The organism is Streptomyces sp. B8-7 (genome assembly GCF_058833805.1).
Genome location: NZ_JBYRRL010000003.1, coordinates 108,271 through 128,017, shown reverse-complemented (window position 1 = coordinate 128,017; position 19,747 = coordinate 108,271). Strand labels below are relative to the sequence as shown.

The 19,747-nt window shown below is 68.8% G+C and carries 17 protein-coding genes and 1 pseudogene; 7 read left to right on the top strand and 11 right to left on the bottom strand.

Features of this window, described 5'->3' with window-relative positions; all coding sequences use genetic code 11:
- Positions 1-31: 31 nt before the first annotated feature.
- Positions 32-2,893, bottom strand: a complete 2,862-nt coding sequence (locus AC5K6T_RS15905; protein WP_493210792.1) for an ATP-binding protein — start codon at positions 2,891-2,893, stop codon at positions 32-34.
- A 137-nt stretch (positions 2,894-3,030) separates the two neighbouring features.
- Between AC5K6T_RS15905 and AC5K6T_RS15900 the strand changes: the two genes are divergently transcribed.
- The 3 genes from AC5K6T_RS15900 (at position 3,031) to AC5K6T_RS15890 (ending at position 4,003) form a co-directional block, all read left to right on the top strand.
- On the top strand, positions 3,031-3,321 hold the full coding sequence (locus AC5K6T_RS15900) for a transposase (RefSeq protein ID WP_493209577.1): 291 nt from the start codon (positions 3,031-3,033) through the stop codon (positions 3,319-3,321).
- Positions 3,309-3,656 (top strand): hypothetical protein, encoded by a 348-nt coding sequence (locus tag AC5K6T_RS15895; protein ID WP_493209575.1) that lies wholly within the window; start codon positions 3,309-3,311, stop codon positions 3,654-3,656. Before AC5K6T_RS15900 ends, AC5K6T_RS15895 begins: the two co-directional genes overlap by 13 nt.
- Positions 3,657-3,796: 140 nt before the next feature.
- Positions 3,797-4,003 (top strand): hypothetical protein, encoded by a 207-nt coding sequence (locus AC5K6T_RS15890; protein WP_493209573.1) that lies wholly within the window; start codon positions 3,797-3,799, stop codon positions 4,001-4,003.
- Positions 4,004-4,177: 174 nt separating this feature from the next.
- Here AC5K6T_RS15890 and AC5K6T_RS15885 read toward each other — a convergent pair whose 3' ends face one another.
- Positions 4,178-4,348 (bottom strand): hypothetical protein, encoded by a 171-nt coding sequence (locus tag AC5K6T_RS15885; RefSeq protein ID WP_493209572.1) that lies wholly within the window; start codon positions 4,346-4,348, stop codon positions 4,178-4,180.
- On the opposite strand from AC5K6T_RS15885, the gene AC5K6T_RS15880 reads away from it, so the two are divergent.
- Positions 4,341-4,718, top strand: coding sequence for a hypothetical protein (locus AC5K6T_RS15880; protein ID WP_493209570.1), 378 nt, complete (start codon positions 4,341-4,343; stop codon positions 4,716-4,718). The two genes, AC5K6T_RS15885 and AC5K6T_RS15880, sit on opposite strands and share 8 nt — an antisense overlap.
- Positions 4,719-4,885: 167 nt before the next feature.
- Here the strand turns inward: AC5K6T_RS15880 and istB are convergent, their stop codons facing one another.
- Together istB and istA are read right to left on the bottom strand one after the other, a co-directional pair.
- Positions 4,886-5,677: an IS21-like element helper ATPase IstB gene (gene istB / locus AC5K6T_RS15875; protein ID WP_493209568.1), complete on the bottom strand. Its 792-nt coding sequence runs from the start codon at positions 5,675-5,677 to the stop codon at positions 4,886-4,888.
- On the bottom strand, positions 5,677-7,215 hold the full coding sequence (gene istA, locus AC5K6T_RS15870; protein ID WP_493209566.1) for an IS21 family transposase: 1,539 nt from the start codon (positions 7,213-7,215) through the stop codon (positions 5,677-5,679). Before istA ends, istB begins: the two co-directional genes overlap by 1 nt.
- 134 nt (positions 7,216-7,349) lie before the next feature.
- On the opposite strand from istA, the pseudogene AC5K6T_RS15865 reads away from it, so the two are divergent.
- A pseudogene (locus AC5K6T_RS15865) lies at positions 7,350-7,859 on the top strand (transposase); the annotation flags it as partial.
- A 781-nt stretch (positions 7,860-8,640) separates the two neighbouring features.
- On the opposite strand, the gene AC5K6T_RS15860 reads toward AC5K6T_RS15865, so the two are convergent.
- From AC5K6T_RS15860 to AC5K6T_RS15845, 4 genes are read right to left on the bottom strand one after another with little or no spacing between them, the layout of a single operon-like run.
- Complete coding sequence (locus tag AC5K6T_RS15860; protein WP_493209564.1) at positions 8,641-9,480, bottom strand: class II fructose-bisphosphate aldolase; 840 nt, start codon at positions 9,478-9,480, stop codon at positions 8,641-8,643.
- A gap of 9 nt (positions 9,481-9,489) precedes the next feature.
- Positions 9,490-10,407, bottom strand: coding sequence for a 1-phosphofructokinase family hexose kinase (locus tag AC5K6T_RS15855; protein ID WP_493209563.1), 918 nt, complete (start codon positions 10,405-10,407; stop codon positions 9,490-9,492).
- Positions 10,404-11,399 (bottom strand): ROK family protein, encoded by a 996-nt coding sequence (locus tag AC5K6T_RS15850; protein ID WP_493209561.1) that lies wholly within the window; start codon positions 11,397-11,399, stop codon positions 10,404-10,406. The genes AC5K6T_RS15855 and AC5K6T_RS15850 overlap by 4 nt, the downstream gene beginning before the upstream one ends.
- Positions 11,396-12,289, bottom strand: a complete 894-nt coding sequence (locus AC5K6T_RS15845; RefSeq protein WP_493209559.1) for an SIS domain-containing protein — start codon at positions 12,287-12,289, stop codon at positions 11,396-11,398. Before AC5K6T_RS15845 ends, AC5K6T_RS15850 begins: the two co-directional genes overlap by 4 nt.
- Before the next feature lie 170 nt (positions 12,290-12,459).
- On the opposite strand from AC5K6T_RS15845, the gene AC5K6T_RS15840 reads away from it, so the two are divergent.
- Positions 12,460-13,245, top strand: a complete 786-nt coding sequence (locus tag AC5K6T_RS15840) for a DeoR/GlpR family DNA-binding transcription regulator (RefSeq protein WP_493209557.1) — start codon at positions 12,460-12,462, stop codon at positions 13,243-13,245.
- Positions 13,246-13,400: 155 nt separating this feature from the next.
- Here the strand turns inward: AC5K6T_RS15840 and AC5K6T_RS15835 are convergent, their stop codons facing one another.
- The 3 genes from AC5K6T_RS15835 to AC5K6T_RS15825 all read right to left on the bottom strand — a co-directional run bounded on the left by AC5K6T_RS15835 (position 13,401) and on the right by AC5K6T_RS15825 (position 16,534).
- The gene (locus AC5K6T_RS15835; protein WP_493209555.1) at positions 13,401-14,246 is read right to left on the bottom strand and encodes a carbohydrate ABC transporter permease; all 846 of its coding nucleotides are present in this window, start codon (positions 14,244-14,246) and stop codon (positions 13,401-13,403) included.
- Complete coding sequence (locus AC5K6T_RS15830; protein WP_493209553.1) at positions 14,243-15,058, bottom strand: carbohydrate ABC transporter permease; 816 nt, start codon at positions 15,056-15,058, stop codon at positions 14,243-14,245. Before AC5K6T_RS15830 ends, AC5K6T_RS15835 begins: the two co-directional genes overlap by 4 nt.
- A gap of 222 nt (positions 15,059-15,280) precedes the next feature.
- A complete protein-coding gene (locus AC5K6T_RS15825) occupies positions 15,281-16,534 on the bottom strand; it encodes an extracellular solute-binding protein (protein WP_493209551.1) in 1,254 nt (417 codons plus the stop codon).
- Between the two features lie 420 nt (positions 16,535-16,954).
- Here AC5K6T_RS15825 and AC5K6T_RS15820 point away from each other — a divergent pair, with 420 nt between their 5' ends.
- Complete coding sequence (locus AC5K6T_RS15820) at positions 16,955-19,693, top strand: TIM-barrel domain-containing protein (RefSeq protein WP_493210789.1); 2,739 nt, start codon at positions 16,955-16,957, stop codon at positions 19,691-19,693.
- The last annotated feature ends 54 nt before the right edge of the window (positions 19,694-19,747 follow it).

Below are 19,747 nucleotides of genomic sequence, written 5' to 3'. Positions count from 1 at the left end.
ACCGTTCATTTGACAGACCCCTCGGGGCAGCTCAGGATGCGCGGATGCTGCTTCTGGTGGCGTGAAGCTTCTTAAGGGTCTTCGCAACGTGGTGCTCGACGGTGCGTACGGACAGGGAAAGTGCGCGGGCGATGCTCTGGTTGGTGGCCCCGGCGGCGAGGAGGCTGGCGACCTGTTGTTCACGGGGTGAGAGTTCGTCACCGTAGCTGTGGCGTCCTCGAGGGACGGGGCGCTGCTGGCCGATCTCGCGGAGGATCTGTGAGCAGCGTGCTTCGTCGGCGGTTGCGCCGAGTCTTCGGTACGTGTCGGTGGCTACGTGGAAGTAGCGGGCCGCCCGGCCGGGGTTGTGGGGATCGTCGGTAGACATCGTGCTGCCGACATGTTCGGTGATGAGGGCGGCGCGGTGGACGCGGCCGAGGGCCTGGAGCCTTGTCCGTGCCTGTTCCAGGTATTCGAGTGCGGTATGTGGGTCCGCCGAGGCAAGGAGGAGGCCGCGGGCCCACTGGAGTTCCACCGCGACTCCCGGTGCCTCGACGCCTTCTATCCCGCGGGTTACCTGCTCGATGAGCCGGTGGGCCTCGTCGGGGATATCGCATGCGAGAGCGGCCTGTACCGCTGTGGGGATAAGGTCCGTCGTCCATCCCCATACGCCCTTGTGACGCAGGAGGCTCAGGGCGGGTTGCAGCGCATTCCATGCGCTTTTGGTACGGCCTTCTGCGAGGTCTAGCCTGCCAATTGCAGCAGCCCGCACCATTTCCCACGGAGGATAGGCTTGGTTTGTGAACTCTGCGAGAGCGTCGAGGCGTTCGCGGGCCTGGCCCCACTGCCCGCGGGCAATCTCCAGCAGAGCACGGACCAGCAACGATTCCACACTGAAGTAACTTTCGTCCGACTTTGCCCGCAGGGCGAAGGTATCCAGGCGCTGGTCCAAGCCACTCCAGTTGCCGCTGGCGAAGTCCAATTTCATCCGGATGACCCGGCACGAATGTTCCAACTGTTGGGAGTGCGTCCGGCACGCTACAGCTTCTGCCTCATCCAGCAGGCTACGGGCCCGCATGTCGTCGCCGTGCCAAAAGGCCTGGTCGGCCGCATTATGCAGTCCTCGGGCAATCTGCTGCTGCACTGCCCGGTCGCCGTCCATCTGAGATAGCTGGATGAGGAGTTCCCGGGCCGAAGGATCACCGAGAGTCTCCGCAAGGGTGATCCGGCTGGCGAGCACTGTCGCCTGTACCACCAGATCACTGGTGCGGGCAACGGCGTTCAGAGCGCGGTCCATCCACGCGGCCTCCTGAGCGATTGGGGTGGCACTGGTACCCATGCCGCGACGCGCCATGGCGACAGCGGCGAGCTCCGGCCGGTCGGCCAGCTCATCAACCGCCCGCTCCATCTCACGTTCAACCTCAGGACCCATTGTGTGGCTTGCCAGCGCGCTTGCCAGACCGAGGCGGACCTCACCGCGAGTTGCGGTGGGCAGACCCGGGTCGGTCACGATCCGGCGCAGAGCGCTCACAGCCGCTGAGGAGTCGATTCTGCCTGCGGCGATGCGGGCGAGGACCAAGGCGAAGTGGCTGCGCAGGTCTGGCGGAAGCGCGGGTTCTGCCAGGAGTTGCTGCAGTAGCTCCGTGGTGATGCCGTCGTCTCCAATCTCGGCGGCGTGCTCGGCGGCTGCCTGCGCCTGTGGTATCCACGCCCGTACATCGCCCTGCTGTCGGGTGTGGTAAGCGATCTGTACCAGTGCCGGCGGTTCCCGCGCTGTCAGCAGTTCCGCTGCGCGTCGGTGCAGTCGACGGCGCGCCGGCCCCAGAATTCCTTCGTAGACGGCCTGGCGAGCCAGCATGTGGCGAAAGCCGTACTGTCCCGTCGAGGTCTCCTCGAGAAGTGAAGCCTCCAGCGCTGCGGTGAGTCCTGCTTCAGTCTCGTCCTCATCCAGCCGGGCCAGCGCGGCGAGCAGCTCCTCGCTGGCGGGGACTGCCAGCACCGCCGCTGCACGCACGACCGCCATCGCCTCCGTATCCAATCCCCTGACCCGTCCATTGACCGACTCCTGCACCGACCGTGGTACGCCAACGTCCTCAAGAGCTGTCATCGCGTCGGCGTTCGGGCGCTCGAGGTGGTCACACAGGGCAAGCAGGTCCTCCTCGACGGCCAGTGGCAGACCGCCGCTGCGGTCGAACAGCTGCTGCCCCAGAGTAGATCCCGCGCTCCGGCCGAGCGCCGACACGGCCAGTTCGCGCACCTGTGACTCGCTCAGGGGCCTGAGTGTGATGTCCGCACCCCACACGCCTACCGGGCGTCGGTAAGGTGGCCCCAGCACCCCGGTACCCGCGGACAGGTCCTGTCCGCGGTAGGTGATCACCAGGCGCATTTCCTGAGGCGGATTGCTCGCCAGCAGCAGCAGGAGTTCACGGGTCGCCTCGTCCGCCCAGTGGACGTCCTCGACCACCAGCACCAGCGGGCCGATCGCGGTCACCACCTCATGCACCGCGCGCATCATCCGATGCTGCACACCACCAACCACGGGGCCGACCGTTTCGTCGGTCACCGGGCCCGGCAACCGCTCGACGAGTTCGGGGAGGTACCGGACGAGTATCGTCGCTGCCGGGCTCAGCTGCATATCAGGAGAAATACGGGTGGCCCCGTCGCGAAGCGCCTCGATGACCGGTTCGAAAGGCAAGGGCTCACGGAGAGGAAGGCACGAGCCACGCAGTACCAAGACTTTGTCCCTCTGCAAGCGGAGGGCTGCCTCGCCGACCAGACGCGACTTGCCGATGCCTGGTTCACCTTCGATGAAGACCACCGCAGGCCCTGTGCGCACCGTGTCCAGCAGCGTGTGGAGCTCGCTTCCACGCCCCACGAATCCGAATCCTGTACCTCGACGACCTGACACTGTCATCACCAGCCCGCGGATGCTCTGGCTTTCATGATAGGCGGGGGGTCGTCTCCCGACGTTGCGGTGCGAAGGGGTCCACGGCGCACGTTGAGGTTCCCCTCGTAGCGTGGAGTCCGTGACAGCGGGTGACGTTGGTTGTCATGGCGGAGAAGCGTCGGAAGTTCACGGCGCAGCTTCGTGAGAGGGCGGTACGGATCGTGACGGAGACCGGGAAGCCGGTCCCCGAGGTCGCGCAGGACCTGGGAATCAACGAGACGGCTCTGGCGAGCTGGGTCTCGCGGGCAAAGCGGGCCGGGAAGGCCATGCCGGAGGACAAGGACGCGCTGATCGCCCGGCCGACGGCGGAGAACGCGGCGCTGAAGAAGGAGAACAAGGAGCTGGGGATGGATCGCGATGTCCTCAAACGTTGCATGGTCCTGTGGGTGAAGTAGCTGCGGCGGACCCGGCCGCGGTGGTCGGGGCGATCAGCGACAACAGGACCTGGCACGGCATCCCGCACACCGTCTCGTGCCGCGCTCTGGGCGTGAGCGAGTCGCGCTGCTGCAGGTGGCGCGACCGCCCGCCGACCGGGCGTGAACAGCGGCGACAGCGGCTCGCCGACGAGACCAAGGAGATCTTCAGCGAGTCCGGTGGGCGGGCGACATGGCGGAGATCGTCACCGAGGAGGGCAAGCTACCTCGCCACGGTCATTGACCTGTTCTCCCGGCGCCTGCTCGGCTACGCGATGGGCGCCCACCACGACGCGGACTGGTCGTGGCCGCGCTGAACATGGCAGCGGTCACCCGCGGCGTGATCTTCCACAGCGACCGCGGGAGCGAGGACACGTCCCGGAAGTCCGCCCGGGCCTGCCGCTGACTGGACGTGACGCGGTCCATAGGCCGGGTCGGCTCGTGTTTTGAGAACACCGTGAGCGAGGCGTTCAACAGCGTCCTGAAGGTCGAGTACGTCCATCGGTACGCCTTCCGCATCCGCACCCGAGGTCCGGATCAAGGCCGCCACCTGGTCACCGACTTCTACAACACCCGCCGACTACACAGCGTGTGCGGGTTCAAGAGCCCGATCGACTACAAGAACGAGTACCAAGCCGGCCTCACCGTGGGGCTGGTCGCATAGGAAAGACTCCACGGTTCGAGGGTATTGACAGCCCGGTGAACGGGGCTATCCAGGAGGGCTCCGGCGCCGTGATCACACCAGGCACGCCAAGACTGTCTAACCCATGACCAGCAGTTACGGGACAGCCCTTACTGTAGCGCAGCCGTTACTCACTACCTATCGTTTGGGCACTCACTACGCATTGAAACCGTCATCATCGGTACGAGTTGCAACAGAAAGCGGGCCATTTCTCCCTGCGCTCGACTCGTCGTCTGCTTTTAACTGGAAGGGCATGAAAGATGCGGAATGCCCTGACGTGGCTTCTGTTGCAAATTCGGGAATATCCAGGTGATGGGTGATGGTCATGAATGCCGGAGAGAAGTTTCGCACAGCGGTCTACCTGCGCTGCTACCCCTACGACAGATGGGCGATGGAGACCCACCGAAGCGCCCTGCTGCGGTACGCCCGGGATCTGGGGCTGCCCCAGCCGACCGTTTTCTTCGACAACGGCAGGACCTCCCGCCAGCCGCTACCCGAGCTCGACCGCCTGAACGAGTACGTCGGTCAGGGCCTCATCGACGTGGTGCTGATACCCGGACCATTCGTGTTCGCTCTCGACGACATTGAGGCCCGCGCCATGGTGCTCCATATTCAGGACGCCCATTGCGAGGTGGTGGAGATGCCGTCTCCGCGCCTCTCTCGACAAGCGGGTGGGGTCGATGCTGGCTCGGTCTGACCCCGCTTGAGACGTCTGGGTCGGCCAGACGGTCAGGTCGCCGTCCATCTCACCTTGTCAACGGCCTCGTAGTGCTCCCCGCGGGCGGCCAGTGTTCTGCCCCGCTGGCGGCCGATGGGGTGTCCCCGGTGGCGGCCAGATAATCTCCCCGCCATCGGTGGTGTGGGTCAGCTGAAGGGCTTCACTCCCTTGCCGGTGGTGGCCTCGGTGAGCCTGAACGAGTCACCCTGAGTGACGGTGACGTGGGCGTGGTGGAGGAGCCGGTCGACGGTGGCGGTGGCCAGGGTCTTGGGCATGATCTCGTCGAATCCGGACGGGTGGAGGTTGCTGCTGACCGCGATCGAGCGCCGTTCGTAGGCGGCGTCGACCAGGCGGTAGAAGCCCTCGGCCGCGTCCGGGGAGACGGGCAGGAGCCCGATGTCGTCGACGATGATCAGGTCCGATCGGATGATCTTCGCGAGGGCCCGGACGATGGAGTCGTCCGCCCGGTGGCTGCGGACGAGGGCTCCGAGGTCCTCGATGGTGAACCAGGCGACGGCCAGGCCGGCCTCGACCGCGGTCTGTCCGAGGGCCTCGGTGAAGTGGCTTTTGCCCGTGCCCGAGGGCCCGCAGATACGAAGATTCTCGCGTCGGCCGACCCATTCGAGGGTCTTGAGGGCGTCCTGGGTGGCCCTGGGTATGGAGGACTTGCCCTCGTCCCAGTCACCGAAGGTCTTGCCGGTGGGGAAGCCGGCCCGCTTGCGGCGGGTGTGTAGGTTGGCGCGGTCGCGTCCGGCGGCTTCCTCGGCCAGCAGGACGCGGACGACCTCGGCGGGGTCCCAGCGTTGGGCCTTGGCCGTGGGGATGATGTCGGTCAACGACCGCCGGATGTGCGGGAGTTTGAGCCTGCGGGTCAGTTCGATGGCCTCGGCGAGGGGGTCGCCGTTGGTGCCGGGAACGGTGCGGAGAGGGGCGGCCATCAGAGCTGCTCGCTTTCGTCGTACTCGGGAAGGTACGAAGCGGTCGCGGCGGGGGTGCCGAAGGTGGACCAGGCGGAGGTGCCCGGCTGAAGGGGGTGGTCCTCGCTGCGGCGGATGGGCTCGGTGTGCTCGTGGACGGCCTGGTAGTCGAGGATCGACAGCAGGTCCTTGTCCGCGAAGCGGGCGGTGACCGCGGCGGTGCCGAGCGCGCGGTCGACCTCCGCGACCGAGTAGAGCTTGGAGAGCGCGACGGCCTCGGCCATCTTCGCCTTGATCCGGCGGACCCCGGCCGCACCGGCCTCCACCAGCCAGGACGCGGCGCCGGGACCGAGCTGGAGGAACGCGGCCTCCTCCGCACTGGTGGCCTTCGGAGTGCGGTCGGCCTCCTTGTCCTCACGCGGCGGATAGTGGGCATCGTCCAGGACCGGAGAACCAGGCTGGCCCCGGTGGTGCCGGGCGACCTCGCGGGCCGAGCCGTACTCGTCGACGGCCGTGACGATCAGCTCGTCGCCGTGGAAACGGGCCCAGACCCGGGTGTCGATCAGCTCGTGCGGGACCGAGTAGCGGACCGCCTCGACGGAGATCGTGGACTCCCAGGTGACCCGCCGGGTGGTGCCGAACGAGGCGGTGAACGGCCGGTGCGGCAGCGGGTGCAAACGCTCGCGCTCCTCCGCGAGCCGCTCGACGGGCTTTCGCCGGGTCGCTTTGTGAATACGGGAGTTGACCTCTTCACTGAACGCCCGGCAGGCGGCCTCCAGCTCGCCGAACGTCTGGTACTGCTCGCGCAGGTTCACGTCCTTCGGGACGAGATCGGCCTTCGCGATCTTCACTGTCGACTCCGAACCGCCCTTGGTCTCCGGGTCCGCCGGCAGACAAGTACGGATGGTCGTGCCGTAGTGCCGGGCGACCTCGACGATCTCCGGGTTCCGGACGGCGATCCCGGCGACGTGGTTGACGGTGACGGTCTTCTCGTTGTCGGTCAGGACGTAGGCCGGGACCCCGCCGATCCGGCGGAACATCGCGTCCAGACACGCGGTGATCGTGGGCAGTGTCTTGTCCCAGATCGGTATGATGACGCGGAAGCGGGACCAGGCCAGCCACGCGCACCACAGCGTGGTTTTGCGGCCGCCGATGACAGGGCCGTCACCGAAGTCGTACTGCAACCAGAGCCCCGGGTCGGTCACCCATGGCCGGTAGACACGGCGCCGACCCGCTCTGAACTGGGCTTTTGCCTCGGCGACCGTGCGGCGGGTGGTGCGTTCCCCGCCGGTGAAGCCCATCGCGGCGATCCTCTTGTGGACCACGTCCGCGCGGATCCTGCCCTGCGAGCGGACCACCAGTTCCTCGATCTTCGGCAGATAGTCGTCGATCGCCCTCGCCCGGTGACGCCGCTGGTCAGGATGCTGTCCAGCCGCCCGCATCTTCACATAACGGGCCACCGTGTGGTGGTCGCACCCGGCCAGCTCGGCCGCCGCGCGGCAACTGCCTGTGAGGTCATACGCCTCAAGGATCTCCATGATCTCCCTGCTGTTCTTCACCCGCTCAAGCGTCGCCGAGCGGGACTACTCGGGGCGAGCGAGGAGATATCTGGCCGTACGCGGGGAAACCCTTGGCCACAAAATGCGCGGTATATGACCGCCTACGGGGAGCTTGCCACGACCGCCGTCACACCTACGCCTCGCCGCGCGGTCACGCCCTGATCGACCGCGAGCTCTACCTGCCCGCCGCCTGGGCCGAAGACGAGGAACGCAGGCTGCTGCGGCACGTGCCCGACGAGGTCACCTTCGCCACCAAGCCCCAGCTGGCCGCCGCCATGCTGCACCGCGCCCGCAGGCTCGGCCTTCCCGCCCGCTGGTTCACCGGCGACGAGGTCTACGGCAGCCTGAAACTGCGCCACACCGCCCGCACACTGGGCTTCGACTACGCCCTGGCGGTCAGGGCCGACCACCGAGCGAGCACTGCCGCGGGCCGCTTCAGCGCCACTGAACTGGCGGCGAAGGTGCCGGCCAGGGCCTGGATGCGACGCCGCACGGGCAACGGCACCAAGGGCGACCGCCACTACGACTGGACCCTGATCGACATCCTGGCCGACGACGCCCCCGCAGGCCGGGACGAGGCCGGGCACGCGTTCCTCGTCGTGCGCCGCCACCGTTACACCCGCGAGATCCGGGAGCAGGGCTGCACCGGCAGTCTCAACCTCCTCTACAAGTACGTCACGCCGGGCCGCATCGAGGGCGAACGGCCGGTCACCACCCCGCAGCGCTTTACCCGCCTCCTCCTGTCCCGCCCCGAGAACCTCCCCGACAAGGACGCGGCCTTCCTGCGGGAACCCACCTCCTCCTGCCCAGAACTGGGCGAACTCGCCCGCCTCACGGGAGAGTTCGCCCAACTCCTCCCCCCCGGCCGAGGGCAACGACGCCAAGCTCACCGAGTGGATCGCCCAGGTCCGTGCCACTGACCTGCCCCACCTGCACTGAGCAGTGTGCATCGTGAATTAGCAGGTCACGGATCTGGTGTGAGTGACGGCTCGGGTACACGCGCTGGTCGGGGGCCGATGACCATGGTGTAGATCATCGGGCGGTTCCGGTTCCGGTGGGATGCCCGGTTCGGCTGCGTACGCGACCGACCCCGGCCTACGATCCGTCAGCAGGTCGGCACGCTACGAGATCGCGGGGGCTGCGGAATGCAGGAGCGGCAGTGGATCACCGCTCGCCGGAGCGAGCTGGACGCCCTCGCTGACACCCACGAACGGCCGGGCATTTCGCCCGGCCAGGCGGTGGTCGGACCTCTCATCAGCGTCTCCGACGGCACCCCCAGGCCCGGTGACACCACCCCCAGGTCATCCGTTCGACAGGGGGCATCAGTCATGCCGGGGAGGCCAACGGCTCGATCGCTGGACCGCGAAGGCCACAACTCGGGGGCCGACGGGGCAGCGGCAAGGGGCCTGGGGCCTGGGCACGCCTTCATGTCCGAGCTTTGAGTATGGCTAGCAGGCGGGTGACCTCGTGGGTCATCGCGTCGCGGGCGGGGCCCAGATAGCGGCGGGTGTCCGCGAGGGCCCGGTCCGCGTCGAGGGCCGCGCGGGCGGCCGCAGTGAAGACCTGGTTCAGATGGGTGGCGATGTTGACCTTGGTCATGCCTTGGTCGACCGCCGCCGCCAGGTCGTGGTCGGGCACGCCCGAGGAGCCGTGCAGGACCAGCGGCACGGGGACGGTGAGGCGCAGGGTGGCGATCAGGGGGAGGTCGAGCGATGCCGTGCGGGTCAGCATGGCGTGGGAGGTGCCGACGGCCACGGCCAGGGCGTCCACCCCGGTCGCGGCGACGAACGCGGCGGCCTCGTCCGGATCGGTGCGGGAGCCAGGGGCGTGGACGTCGTCCTTGCCGCCGACCTCGCCGAGTTCGGCCTCCACCCAGATGCCCACGCCGTGGCAGCGGGCGGTGATCTCGGCAGTGGTACGGACGTTCTTCTCATACGGGAGGGTCGAGGCGTCGTACATCACCGAGGTGAAGCCCAGGGCCACCGCCTCGTGGATCAGGTCCGACGACGTGGCGTGGTCCAGGTGGACCCCCACCGGAACCCGGGCGGCGCGGGCGACGGCCAGGGTGGCCGCGCCCACGGCCGCCAGGCCACCGTGGTAGCGGGTGGCGTTCTCACTGATCTGGAGGATCACCGGGGCACCTGCGGCTTCCGCCCCGGCCACTACGGCTTCGGCGTGTTCGAGCTGGATGACGTTGAAGGCGCCCACGCCGTGTCCCGCGCGTGCGGCGTGGGTGATGATCTCGCCGGTTCCGACAAGGGGCATGGTTCTTCCTTAGGAGAGGGGGTGGACGTCCACCCTGGTGCGGAGGCGGTGGTGTACAGCGGGGTCGAAGGATCCGGCCAGCGGTGAGGCGACGGCGGCGGCCGACAGGGCCACCGCCTCGGCGAGCCGTCGAGGCCAGGGATCCGCGCAGGCCAGGCCGAGGGACAGTGCGGCGACCGCGGCGTCTCCGGCGCCGGTCGGGTTGCCGCGCAGCCGCTCGCTGGGCCGGGCCCGCCAGGTGCCCTGCGGGGTGACGGCGAGCAAGCCGTCCGGACCCAGGGAGGCGACGACCGCGTCCGCCCCCGCGGTGCGCAGAGCGCGCGCCCCCGAGTAGGGGTCGGACCGGCCGGTGGTCTCGGCCAGTTCGTCGGCGTTCGGCTTGACCAGGTCCGGTCCTGCCGGGAGCGCCGCGTGGAGGGCGGGGCCGCTGGTGTCGAGGACGGCGGGGACATGGTGGGCGTGGGCGACGCGGACCAGGGTCCCGTACGCGTCGTCGGGCAGGCCGGGCGGCAGGCTGCCGGAGAGGACCGCCACAGTGGACTGGCGGAGGAGTTCTTCGTACGTGTCCAGGAACCGCTGCCACTCAGCGGGCAGGACGGCCGGGCCCGGTTCGAGCAAGGTGGTCGTGTCGCCGATGTGAGCGTCGGCCACGGCCACCGTGCGACGGCTGTCGCCGCTGATCGGGGACAGCCGCTCGGGCACCCCCGCCCTGGCCAGCTCCCGGCGCAGGGTCTCGCCGGTGCGCCCCCCGGCCAGACCCGTGACGAGGGTGGGGTGCCCGAGCGTGTGCAGAACCCGTGAGACGTTGACGCCCTTGCCGCCTGCCCGGGCGGTCGCCTCGCGGACGCGGTGCGCGGTGTAGGGGCGGAGCCGGTCGACGTGGTGAGTGATGTCGAGGGCGGCGTTCAGGGTGACGGTGAGGATCACGGGGCGTCCACCGCCGTACGCTCCGGCTGCCTCGCGCCGAGGAGGTCCCGGGCCAGGAGCGCCGCGCCCACGCAGCCCGCCCGGTCGCCCAGCCGGGCCGCGACGACCTCGGGCACGGCCTGGAACGTGAGGCGTTCCGCGAGGGCCTCCCGCAGGGGCGCGAGACAGGACTCGCTTGCCTGGGCGAGGCCGCCGCCGATGACGACCCGCTCGGGGTCGTGCAGCGTGACGGCGACGGCCAGGCCGTCCGCCAGCGCGTCGACCGCCTCGGTCCAGACGGCCGTGGCCGCCGGGTCGCCCGCCTCGGCACGCCGCTGGACGTCCCGGGCAGTGACGCCGTGCCAGCCGGTGGCGCGGGAGTAGCGGCGGGTGATGGCGGCGGCCGACGCGACGGTCTCCAGGCAGCCTCGGCGCCCGCACGCGCAGGGGTCTCCCCCGGGCTGTACGACCACGTGGCCGAGTTCGCCGGCGTGTCCGTAGGCTCCGGTCAGGGCCCGGCCGCTGCTGAACACGGCGGCGGCGATCCCGGTGCCGACCGGGACGAAGAGGAAGTCGGCGCAGCCCTGTCCCGCGCCCACCCGGGCCTCCGCGAGGCCACCGGCACGGACGTCGTGGCCGAAGGCGATGGGCAGGCCGAGGTGTTCGGCCAGCCAGTCCTGGATGGGGACGCCGCGCCAGCCGAGGTTGGCGGCGTGTACGGAGAGTCCCGACGCCTCGTCGACGATGCCGGGGACGGCGATTCCGGCCGCCGCGGCTGTGGGGCAGCGCTCAGCCAGTTCGGCAGCGCAGGCGAGCACCGTCTCCAGGACGGCATCCGGGCCGCGTTCGACGCGGGTGTACCAGTGCTCGGTGTGGTCGAGGATGCCGCCGGTGCCGCCGTCGGAGAGGGTGCCGCCCTTGATGTAGGTGCCTCCGACGTCGAGGGCGATGACCGTGCCGACGGCACTTGCCGTCTCAGCAGCACCGACCGTGCCAACGGCGCCGGCTGTCATGACTCGACCAGGTGGTCGGCCAGGACGATGGAGCGGGTGAGGTGGCGGGGCTGGTCGGGGTCCAGGCCGCGGCGCCCGGCGAGAGCGATGGCGAGGCGCTGGGCGCGGATCAGGTCGGCGAGCGGGTCGCCCGGGGAGACCGTGGCGTACGCGCCGGTCGCGCGGACCTGCTCGAGCAGCCCGGCGGGGGGGTCCCCGAAGAACCAGACGATGCTTCCGGGCCCGGTGACGCTGATCGGGCCGTGCCGGTACTCCATGGCGGGGTACGACTCGGTCCACGCACCGGCCGCCTCGCGCAGCTTGAGGGCCGCCTCGTGGGCCACGCCGACGGTCCAGCCGCTGCCGAGAAACGTGAACTGCCGGGCGGCAAGGAACTCCTCGGGGAGCCGGGTGCCCAAGGTGTACTCGGCCTGACACAGCAGATCCGGCGGTACGAGGCCGAGGCCGGCGCGCAGCAGGACGAGCGCGGTGGTGGCGAACCTGGTCTGCACGACCGAGCGCTCGTCCGCGAACGACAGGTCCACGACCGTGTCGGCGGCGTCCTTGACGGGTGTGCCGAGGTCGCCGGTGACGGCCACGGTCGGTGTGCCTGCGGCACGCTTCAGCGCGGTGAGCACCTCCGTCGTGGTGCCGGACCGGCTGATGGCGAGCACCCGGTCGTACCGGCGGGCCGCCGGGAACTCTGAGGCCGCGAAGGCGTCGGTCTCGCCGCGCCCGGCGGACTCGCGCAGCGCCGCGTATGCCTGGGCGATGTACAGCGAGGTGCCGCAGCCGATGACGGCCACCCGCTCTCCGTCCCGGGGCAACGCCTGGAGCCGCGACCCGTGCGCGTCCAGCGCCCGGCGCCAGCACGCGGGCTGGCTGGTGATTTCCGTGTCGACATGGCTCACAGTGCCTCCCAGGCGGTTCACGGCTGGCGTACATCCAGCTCGTATGCATGAAGTTGACATATTTATAAGGTATACGCTCATCTTTGAGCAATGCTGCGCGTGAATGGTCATGGCGGAACCCGGGCGGGTTACGCTCGGCTCCCGAAGGTCACGAGGCGAGGAGAACGGTGATGAGTACCCACGAGCGGTGGACGCGGCTGCTCGACGCACTGGGCGAGCGGGGTCGCATCGAGGTGGGCGAGGCCGCCGAACTGCTCGGAGTCTCCCCCGCGACGGTTCGCCGGGACCTGGAGGAGCTGGCCCGCCAGCAGCTGCTCACCCGCACCCGCGGCGGCGCGGTGCTCAGCGGCGTCTCGTACGACCTGCCCCTCCGATACAAGACGGCCCGCAAGGCCGACGAGAAGCAGCGCATCGCCCGCGCCGCCGCGGCGCTCGTCCCGCCCGGCGCGGTCGTCGGGCTCAACGGCGGGACGACCACCTCGGAGGTGGCGCGTGAGCTCGCTACCCGCGCCGATCTCGCGGAGCACGTTGGGAGCACGGCCCTGACAATCGTCACCAACGCCGTGAACATCGCCAACGAGCTGGCCGTGCGACCGCATGTGAAGACCGTGGTGACGGGCGGGGTCGCGCGCCCCCACTCGTATGAGCTGACCGGCCCGATCGCCACCGCCGTTCTTCAGGAGCTCTCGCTCGACTTCGCCATCCTCGGCGTCAATGCCGTCGACGCTCGCTTCGGCGCCGCCGCCCACGACGAGGGCGAGGCCAGCGCGAACCGCGCCATGGCCGAGCGCGCAGGCCGGGTCATCGTGGTAGCGGACTCCACCAAGCTCGGGCAGCGGGCCTTCGCCCGGGTTTGCACGGTCCCGAAGATCCACGTCCTGGTGACCGACCACGATGCTCCCGACGACCTGGTCGAACAGCTCTCAGGCCAGGGCGTCGACGTCCGCTGCGTCTAGGGAGTGTCCGGCGGCCTATCCCGGCGTCCGAGCCGCATGCTTCCGCCCACTGGTGAGCAGATTCTGGTGCGTGCAGGCCGGACCCCGCGGCGGCCCGGCCTGATCCGCCGGACACGGCCTACAGCCGCCCAGGGGCGTCGAAGGCCTGCAGGGCGTCACTTCACGGAACCCGCCGTCAGCCCTGACACCACACGCCGCTCGATAGCCGCGAACAGGATCACCACCGGCACGATAGCGATCACCGATGCCGCGAACACATAGTTCCACTGCACGCTGTACGCGCCGATCATGTTGTTGATGCCCACCGTCAGAGGCTGCCGCTCCGGCGACGTGGTCAGCGTCAGGCCCATGATGAACTCGTTCCACGCCGCGATGAAGGTGAAGATCACAGCGGTGACGATGCCCGGCATCGCCAGCGGCAGCGTCACGCGCAGCAGCGCCCCGGAGCGGCTCGCGCCGTCCATCATCGCCGCCTCCTCCAGCTCGACCGGGATCGAGCCGATGTACGCGCTGATGATCCAGACCGCGAAGGCGAGGTTGAACGCCGCGTTGGCGACCATCAGCACGGTGACCGTGTCGAGCAGCCCGAGCGCGTGGAACTCTCGGTACAGGCCCACCTGCAGGGCCGTCGGCTGGAACATCTGGGTGACGAGCACGAGCAGCAGGAAGGCGCCCCGGCCCCGGAAGCGTACCCGGGCCGTGTAGTACGCGGCGGGCAGCGCGACCAGCAGCACCAGGAGTGTTGACCCGCCCGCGATCAGCAGGGTGTTGGACAGGTTCTGGCCGAGCGTGGTGTCGGTCCACACCTCGGTGAAGGCGGACCAGTCGAAACGGGACGGCAGATAGCCGTTGTCTCGCAGTTCGTCGGCTGGGCGCCCAGCGGTGATCACCATCTCGACGTACGGCAGGAGGAAGAGCGCGGCCAGCGCCCACGCCGTGACGGTGAGCAGGACGGTTCTGATGCGCGGCCTGGGCCGTATCCGGGTCGTGGCGGTAGTCATCGGTTCGCCTCCTCCTTCCATCCGCTGACCTTCAGGAAGACCAGCACCATGGCGATGACGGCGGCGAAGTTGACCACCGACATGGCCGCCGACTCGGCCACGTCGTAGCTGCGCAGCATGTACGTGAACACGGTGGTCGTGGCGGTGTCCGCGTTCGGCCCGCCCTGGGTCATGCCCCAGATGATGGGGAACGAGTTGAAGACGTTGATCAGGTTGATCACCAGGGCCACCAGGAACGCCGGCCGCAGCAGGGGCAGGGTGACCCTGACGTACGTCTGCACGCGTGACGCCCCGTCGACGCGGGCCGCCTCGTACACCTCGGCGGGCATCGTCTGGAGCCCTGCGAGGAGGGTGTACGTGGTGAAGGGGAGCGACACGAAGACGGCGACGAACACCAGCCAGGGCTTGGCGTGGGCGGCGTCACCGGTCCACGCCTGGGCCGAGTCGACGACGCCCAAGTCGAGGAGCAGCCGGTTGAGGACCCCGGCGACCTGGTCGAGCATCCAGCGGAAGCCGATCGCGGTCATCAGGACGGAGGCCGCCCAGGGGGCGATCAGCGCCCAGCGAGTGATCCGGCGGCCGGGAAATCGCTGGTTGAAGAGCTGTGCCAGGGCGAGCGAGACCAGCATGGTGAGCGCGACCACGACGACCGTCCAGACGGCCGTCCAGGTCAGGACCTCGGGCAGGCGCGGGTCCGCGAACAGCTTGCGGTACTTGTCGAGTCCGGCAGGCCCCTGGTCGGCGCCGGAGGTGTCGATGCGCCGCAGCGAGGTGCGGACCATCTCGACGATCGGCCAGACTACGACGGCCACAATGAGGACGACGGCCGGGCCGATCCATGGCAGGGCGCCGAGACGCCGGATAAGGGGACGGGGGCGGGACCCGGTCGGCCGGTTGGGACGGGCCGACCGGACAGTTCCCTCGCCCGCCCGGCTCGCCTGGAGGGCGTGCCGGGCGGCGCTAGGGGTTGGGGTGGTGCTGCTGGTGGACACGGTAAACTCTCGTTTCAGGCGTACGGCCACCGGCCGCTCTGGCTACTGTCCTGCCTGCAGTGCTGCCCGCTGGAGTGCGTCAAGGCTCTTCTGCGGCTCGGTGACGGCGCTGCCGATCTGGGTCTTGATCTGAGCGGAGACGCCCGGCCAGGTCGGGTCGCTGAGCGGGTAGAAGGTGGCTGTCGGCAGGATGTCGAGAAACGGCTTGAGGTCCTGCTGCGCGGGATCGTTCTGGAGTTCCTCGAGCGCGGACTGGGTGACCGGAAGCAGCTTATACGTCTTGGCGAACCGGACCGTGTGCTCCTTCTGGTAGGCGAAGTCCAGGAACGCCTTGACTTCCTTCTTGTGGCTGCCCTTCTTGAAGGCCATCACCCAGTCGGCGACGCCTAGGGTGCTGGGGCTCTGCGCGTCCTTGCCGGGCATGGAGGTCCAGGTGACGTCCATGCCCTTGAGCTCGGAGAGCTGGCCGGGGAAGCCGTTGAGCATGCCGACCTTGCCGGAGGCGAAGGCCTTGGTGAGGTCGGTGCGGTTGACGACGGCGGGGCTCTTCTCAGTGAGGCCCGCCTTCACCCAGCTCTTGAGCTGGGTGAACGTCTCCACGTTGGCCTCGGAGTTGATGGCGTAGCCGCCGGAGTCCTGGTAGCCGCCGTTGTTGCCCAGCATCCAGATGAACGCCTCGGCCTGGGCCTCCTCCTTGCCGAGGGGGACACCGAGCGGCACGTCGACGCCCGCCTTCTTGAGGGCGGTCGCGGCAGTGGTGACCTCGCCCCAGGTCTTCGGCGGCTTCGTCGGGTCGAGACCGGCCTTGCGGAACAGCTCGTTGTTGATCAGGAACATCCGGGCGCTGGAGACGAACGGTATGCCGTACTGGGTGCCGCCCTGTCGTCCCGCGTCGGCCATGGCGGGGATGAAGTCCGCCTCCGTGGTGACCGACAACACCTCCGAGGCAGCGTAGAGCAGGCCGTTCTTGGCGAAGTCGGCGTAGCCGCCAGTCTGGAGGATGTCCGGCTGGTCACCGTTCTGGACCATCGTCTTGACCTGGGTGTCCAGGTCGTTCCAGTTGATGACCTGAAGGTTGACCTTGATCTTGGGGTTCTTCGTCTCGAACGCCGTGATCACGTCCTGCCAGTACGCCTGGCTGGGGTTGTCGCCGTTGGAGCCGTAGTCCGCCGCGACGAACTTGATCGTGGTGATCCCGTCCGCGCCGGAGGCACCGGATCCGCCGCCCCCGCAGGCCGAGAGGACGAGCGCGCCGATGACTCCGGCGGCGGACAGGGCGAGGGAACGTCGCTTCATGGTAGCTACCTCCTTTTGGTACGCGAGCAATGACGCGCGAAGGTGATCAGGTCTGCGCGTTTCGCTCAACCTTGGACAGAGGTAGGGGCGATTGTCACCTGTCGGTCCTGCTGAGTTATGGAGTCGTAACCTGGCGGTCTGTCCACCAGCCCCATGCGCACGGTTGCGCAATATTGATTATAGGTGGGGAGTACCGATCACTTGACGCCACCAGGAGGGGCTGTTGTTATGTCGTGAACACATCGGCATGTAGTGGCAGCGGGCGTCGCCCAGACGCGGCGCGACGCCCGCATAGCCGGAAAGGCGGCTGTGATGCGACGAAGTCCAGACAGACCCCGACTTCCCTGGATAGGGGGCGGCTCAGCAAGAAGGAGCCGGCCCGAACGCGGACGCTCGGCCATCCTGGGCCTGGTGGCCGCCATGGTGGCGGCTCTCTTCTCCGTCGCCGGCCCCGCCTCCCCGGCAGCCGCCGCGGGCCCGGGGAACGCCACCGGGGTCACCAAGTCGGGGAACACCTTCACGATCAGCACATCGACGGCGGCGAAGGCCCGGGTGGTGATCGCCCGAGAGGACATCTTCCGGATCTGGCTGTCGCCCAACGGCGGCTTCACCAGCGACCCGGCGGGCAGCACCCTCGCGATCGACACCGACTTCGGCGCCGTGACGACGAGCGTCACCGACGCCGGCTCGCACTACCGGATCACGACCCCTGCGCTGAACATCCGGGTGAACAAGTCGCCACTGCGGTTCTCCGTCTACCGTGCCGACAACTCCACACTCGTCTGGGCCGAGTCCCAGCCCATGTCCTGGACCGGCACCCAGACCAGCCAGTACCTCACCCAGGGCCCCGACGAGCAGTTCTACGGTACCGGCCTGCGCCTCGGGGAGTGGGCGCTGCGGGGCAAGACCGTGCCGGTCGCCGCCGAAGGCGAGTGGCAGGAAAACACCAACGCCAGTCCTGCGCCCTTCTACATGTCCACCAACGGCTACGGCGTGATGCGCAACACCTGGGCCCCCGGCACCTACTCCTTCGGCGCGCCCGGCACGTTCACGCACAACGAGAGCCGTTTCGACGCCTGGTACTTCGTCGGCGACTCCCTCAAGGGCGTGCTGGACGCCTACACCGACGTCAGCGGCAAGCCGTTCCTGGCGCCCATGTGGGGCTTCGAGCTCGGCAATGCCGACTGCTGGAACGCCTCCAGCGTCAGCTACCAGGGTGACCGGAACCGTGCCCGCCACCAGACCACCAAGGACGTCCTCGGGTACGCGGACGACGCCCGCACCGCCGACATGCCGTCGGGCTGGTTCCTGCCCAACGACGGCTACGGCTGCGGCTACACCGACCTGAAGGCGACCGTCGACGGACTGAAGGCCAAGGGTTTCCAGACCGGCCTGTGGACCTCGACCGGCCTGGCGAACATCAACCGGGAGGTCGGCGTCGACGGCAGCCGCGGCGTCAAGACCGACGTGGCCTGGGTCGGCCCCGGCTACAAGTACGCCTTCAACGCCGTCCAGCAGGCTGTGGACGGCATCGAGAACAACTCCGACGCCCGCCGCTTCGTCTGGACGGTCAACGGCTGGGCCGGCACCCAGCGCAACGCCGTCGTCTGGACCGGCGACACGCACGGCACCTGGAACGACATGCGCTGGCACGTCCCGGCGATCACGGGCGCCGGCCTGTCCGGGTTCAACTACGCCGCCGGCGACGTCGACGGCATCTACAACGGCAGCCCCAAGACCTACGTCCGCGACCTCCAGTGGAAGGCGTTCACCCCGGCCTTCATGACCATGTCCGGCTGGGGCGCCACCAACCCGTCCACCGGCTACCACGACAAGCAGCCCTGGCGGTTCAACGACCCGTACCTCTCCATCAACCGCCAGTACCTCAAGCTGAAGATGCGGCTGATGCCCTACCAGTACTCGATGAGCCGGGTCGCCACCGAGACCGGTACGCCGATGGTCCGGGCCATGGTCCTGGAGTACCCGGACGACCCGGTCGCACGCGGCAACCAGACGAGTGGCCAGTTCATGTCCGGTGACTCGTTCCTGGTCGCGCCCGTCGTGTCCGACACGTCCACACGGAACGGCATCTACCTGCCGGCCGGAACGTGGACGGACTACTGGACCGGCAAGACGTACCAGGGCCCGGGCTGGCTGGACGGCTACTCCGCACCGCTCGACACGCTCCCGCTGTTCGTCAAGGGCGGCGGCATCGTGCCGATGTGGCCGCAGATGAACTACAAGGGCGAGAAGCCGGTCGACACCCTCACCTACGACGTGTACCCGCGCGGCTCGTCCTCCTTCACCCTGTACGAGGACGACGGCATCACACGGGCCTACAAGAACGGCGCGTACGCGAAGCAGAAGGTGGACGTGTCCGCGCCGCAGTCCGGCACCGGGGACGTCCGTATCGACGTGGGCGCGAGCACCGGCTCGTACGAGGGCAAGCCCGCCTCACGAGGCTACGAGTTCACGGTCCACGCGGCCGACGCCCCCACCGCTGTGACGGTGGACGGTGCCGCGCTGACCAGGCTCACGTCGAAGTCCGCGTACGACTCCGCCGCCACCGGCTGGTTCTTCGACCCGGCCGACCGCTCCGGCACCCTGCGGATCAAGGCGGGTGGCAAGTCCGGCGCGTTCGCCGTCACCGCGTCCGGGCTGAAGCTGCTCCCGGCCACCGAGGTGTCCAGCGCCAGCTCACCGATCTCCAAGGCGAACTGGAGCGTGGTGTACTCCGACAGCGAGGAGACCACAGGTGAGAACGGCGCCGACGACAACGCCATCGACGGCAACCCGGCCACGCTGTGGCACACCAAGTGGTCCGGCGGAAGCGACGCGCTGCCCCACGAGATCCAGATCGACCTCGGGGCGCGGTACGACGTCGACAGCCTGTCCTACCTGCCCCGCCAGGACGGCGGCGTGAACGGCCGTATCGGAGCGTACGAGGTGTACGTGTCGGATACGACCGCCGACTGGGGCAGCCCGGTCGCCACGGGCACCTTCGGCGACACAGCGACGGAGAAGACGGTCGGCTTCACTGCGAAGACCGGCCGATACCTGCGGCTGAAGGCCCTGACAGAGGCAGGCAACCGGGGCTCGTGGACCAGCGCGGCCGAGATATCAGCGACGGGAACGGCGACACCGCCCTCCACCGGCTGACCTGACGGGACTCGTGGAGCTCACTCCCAACAAGTCCCTGACCTGCGCCTCCGG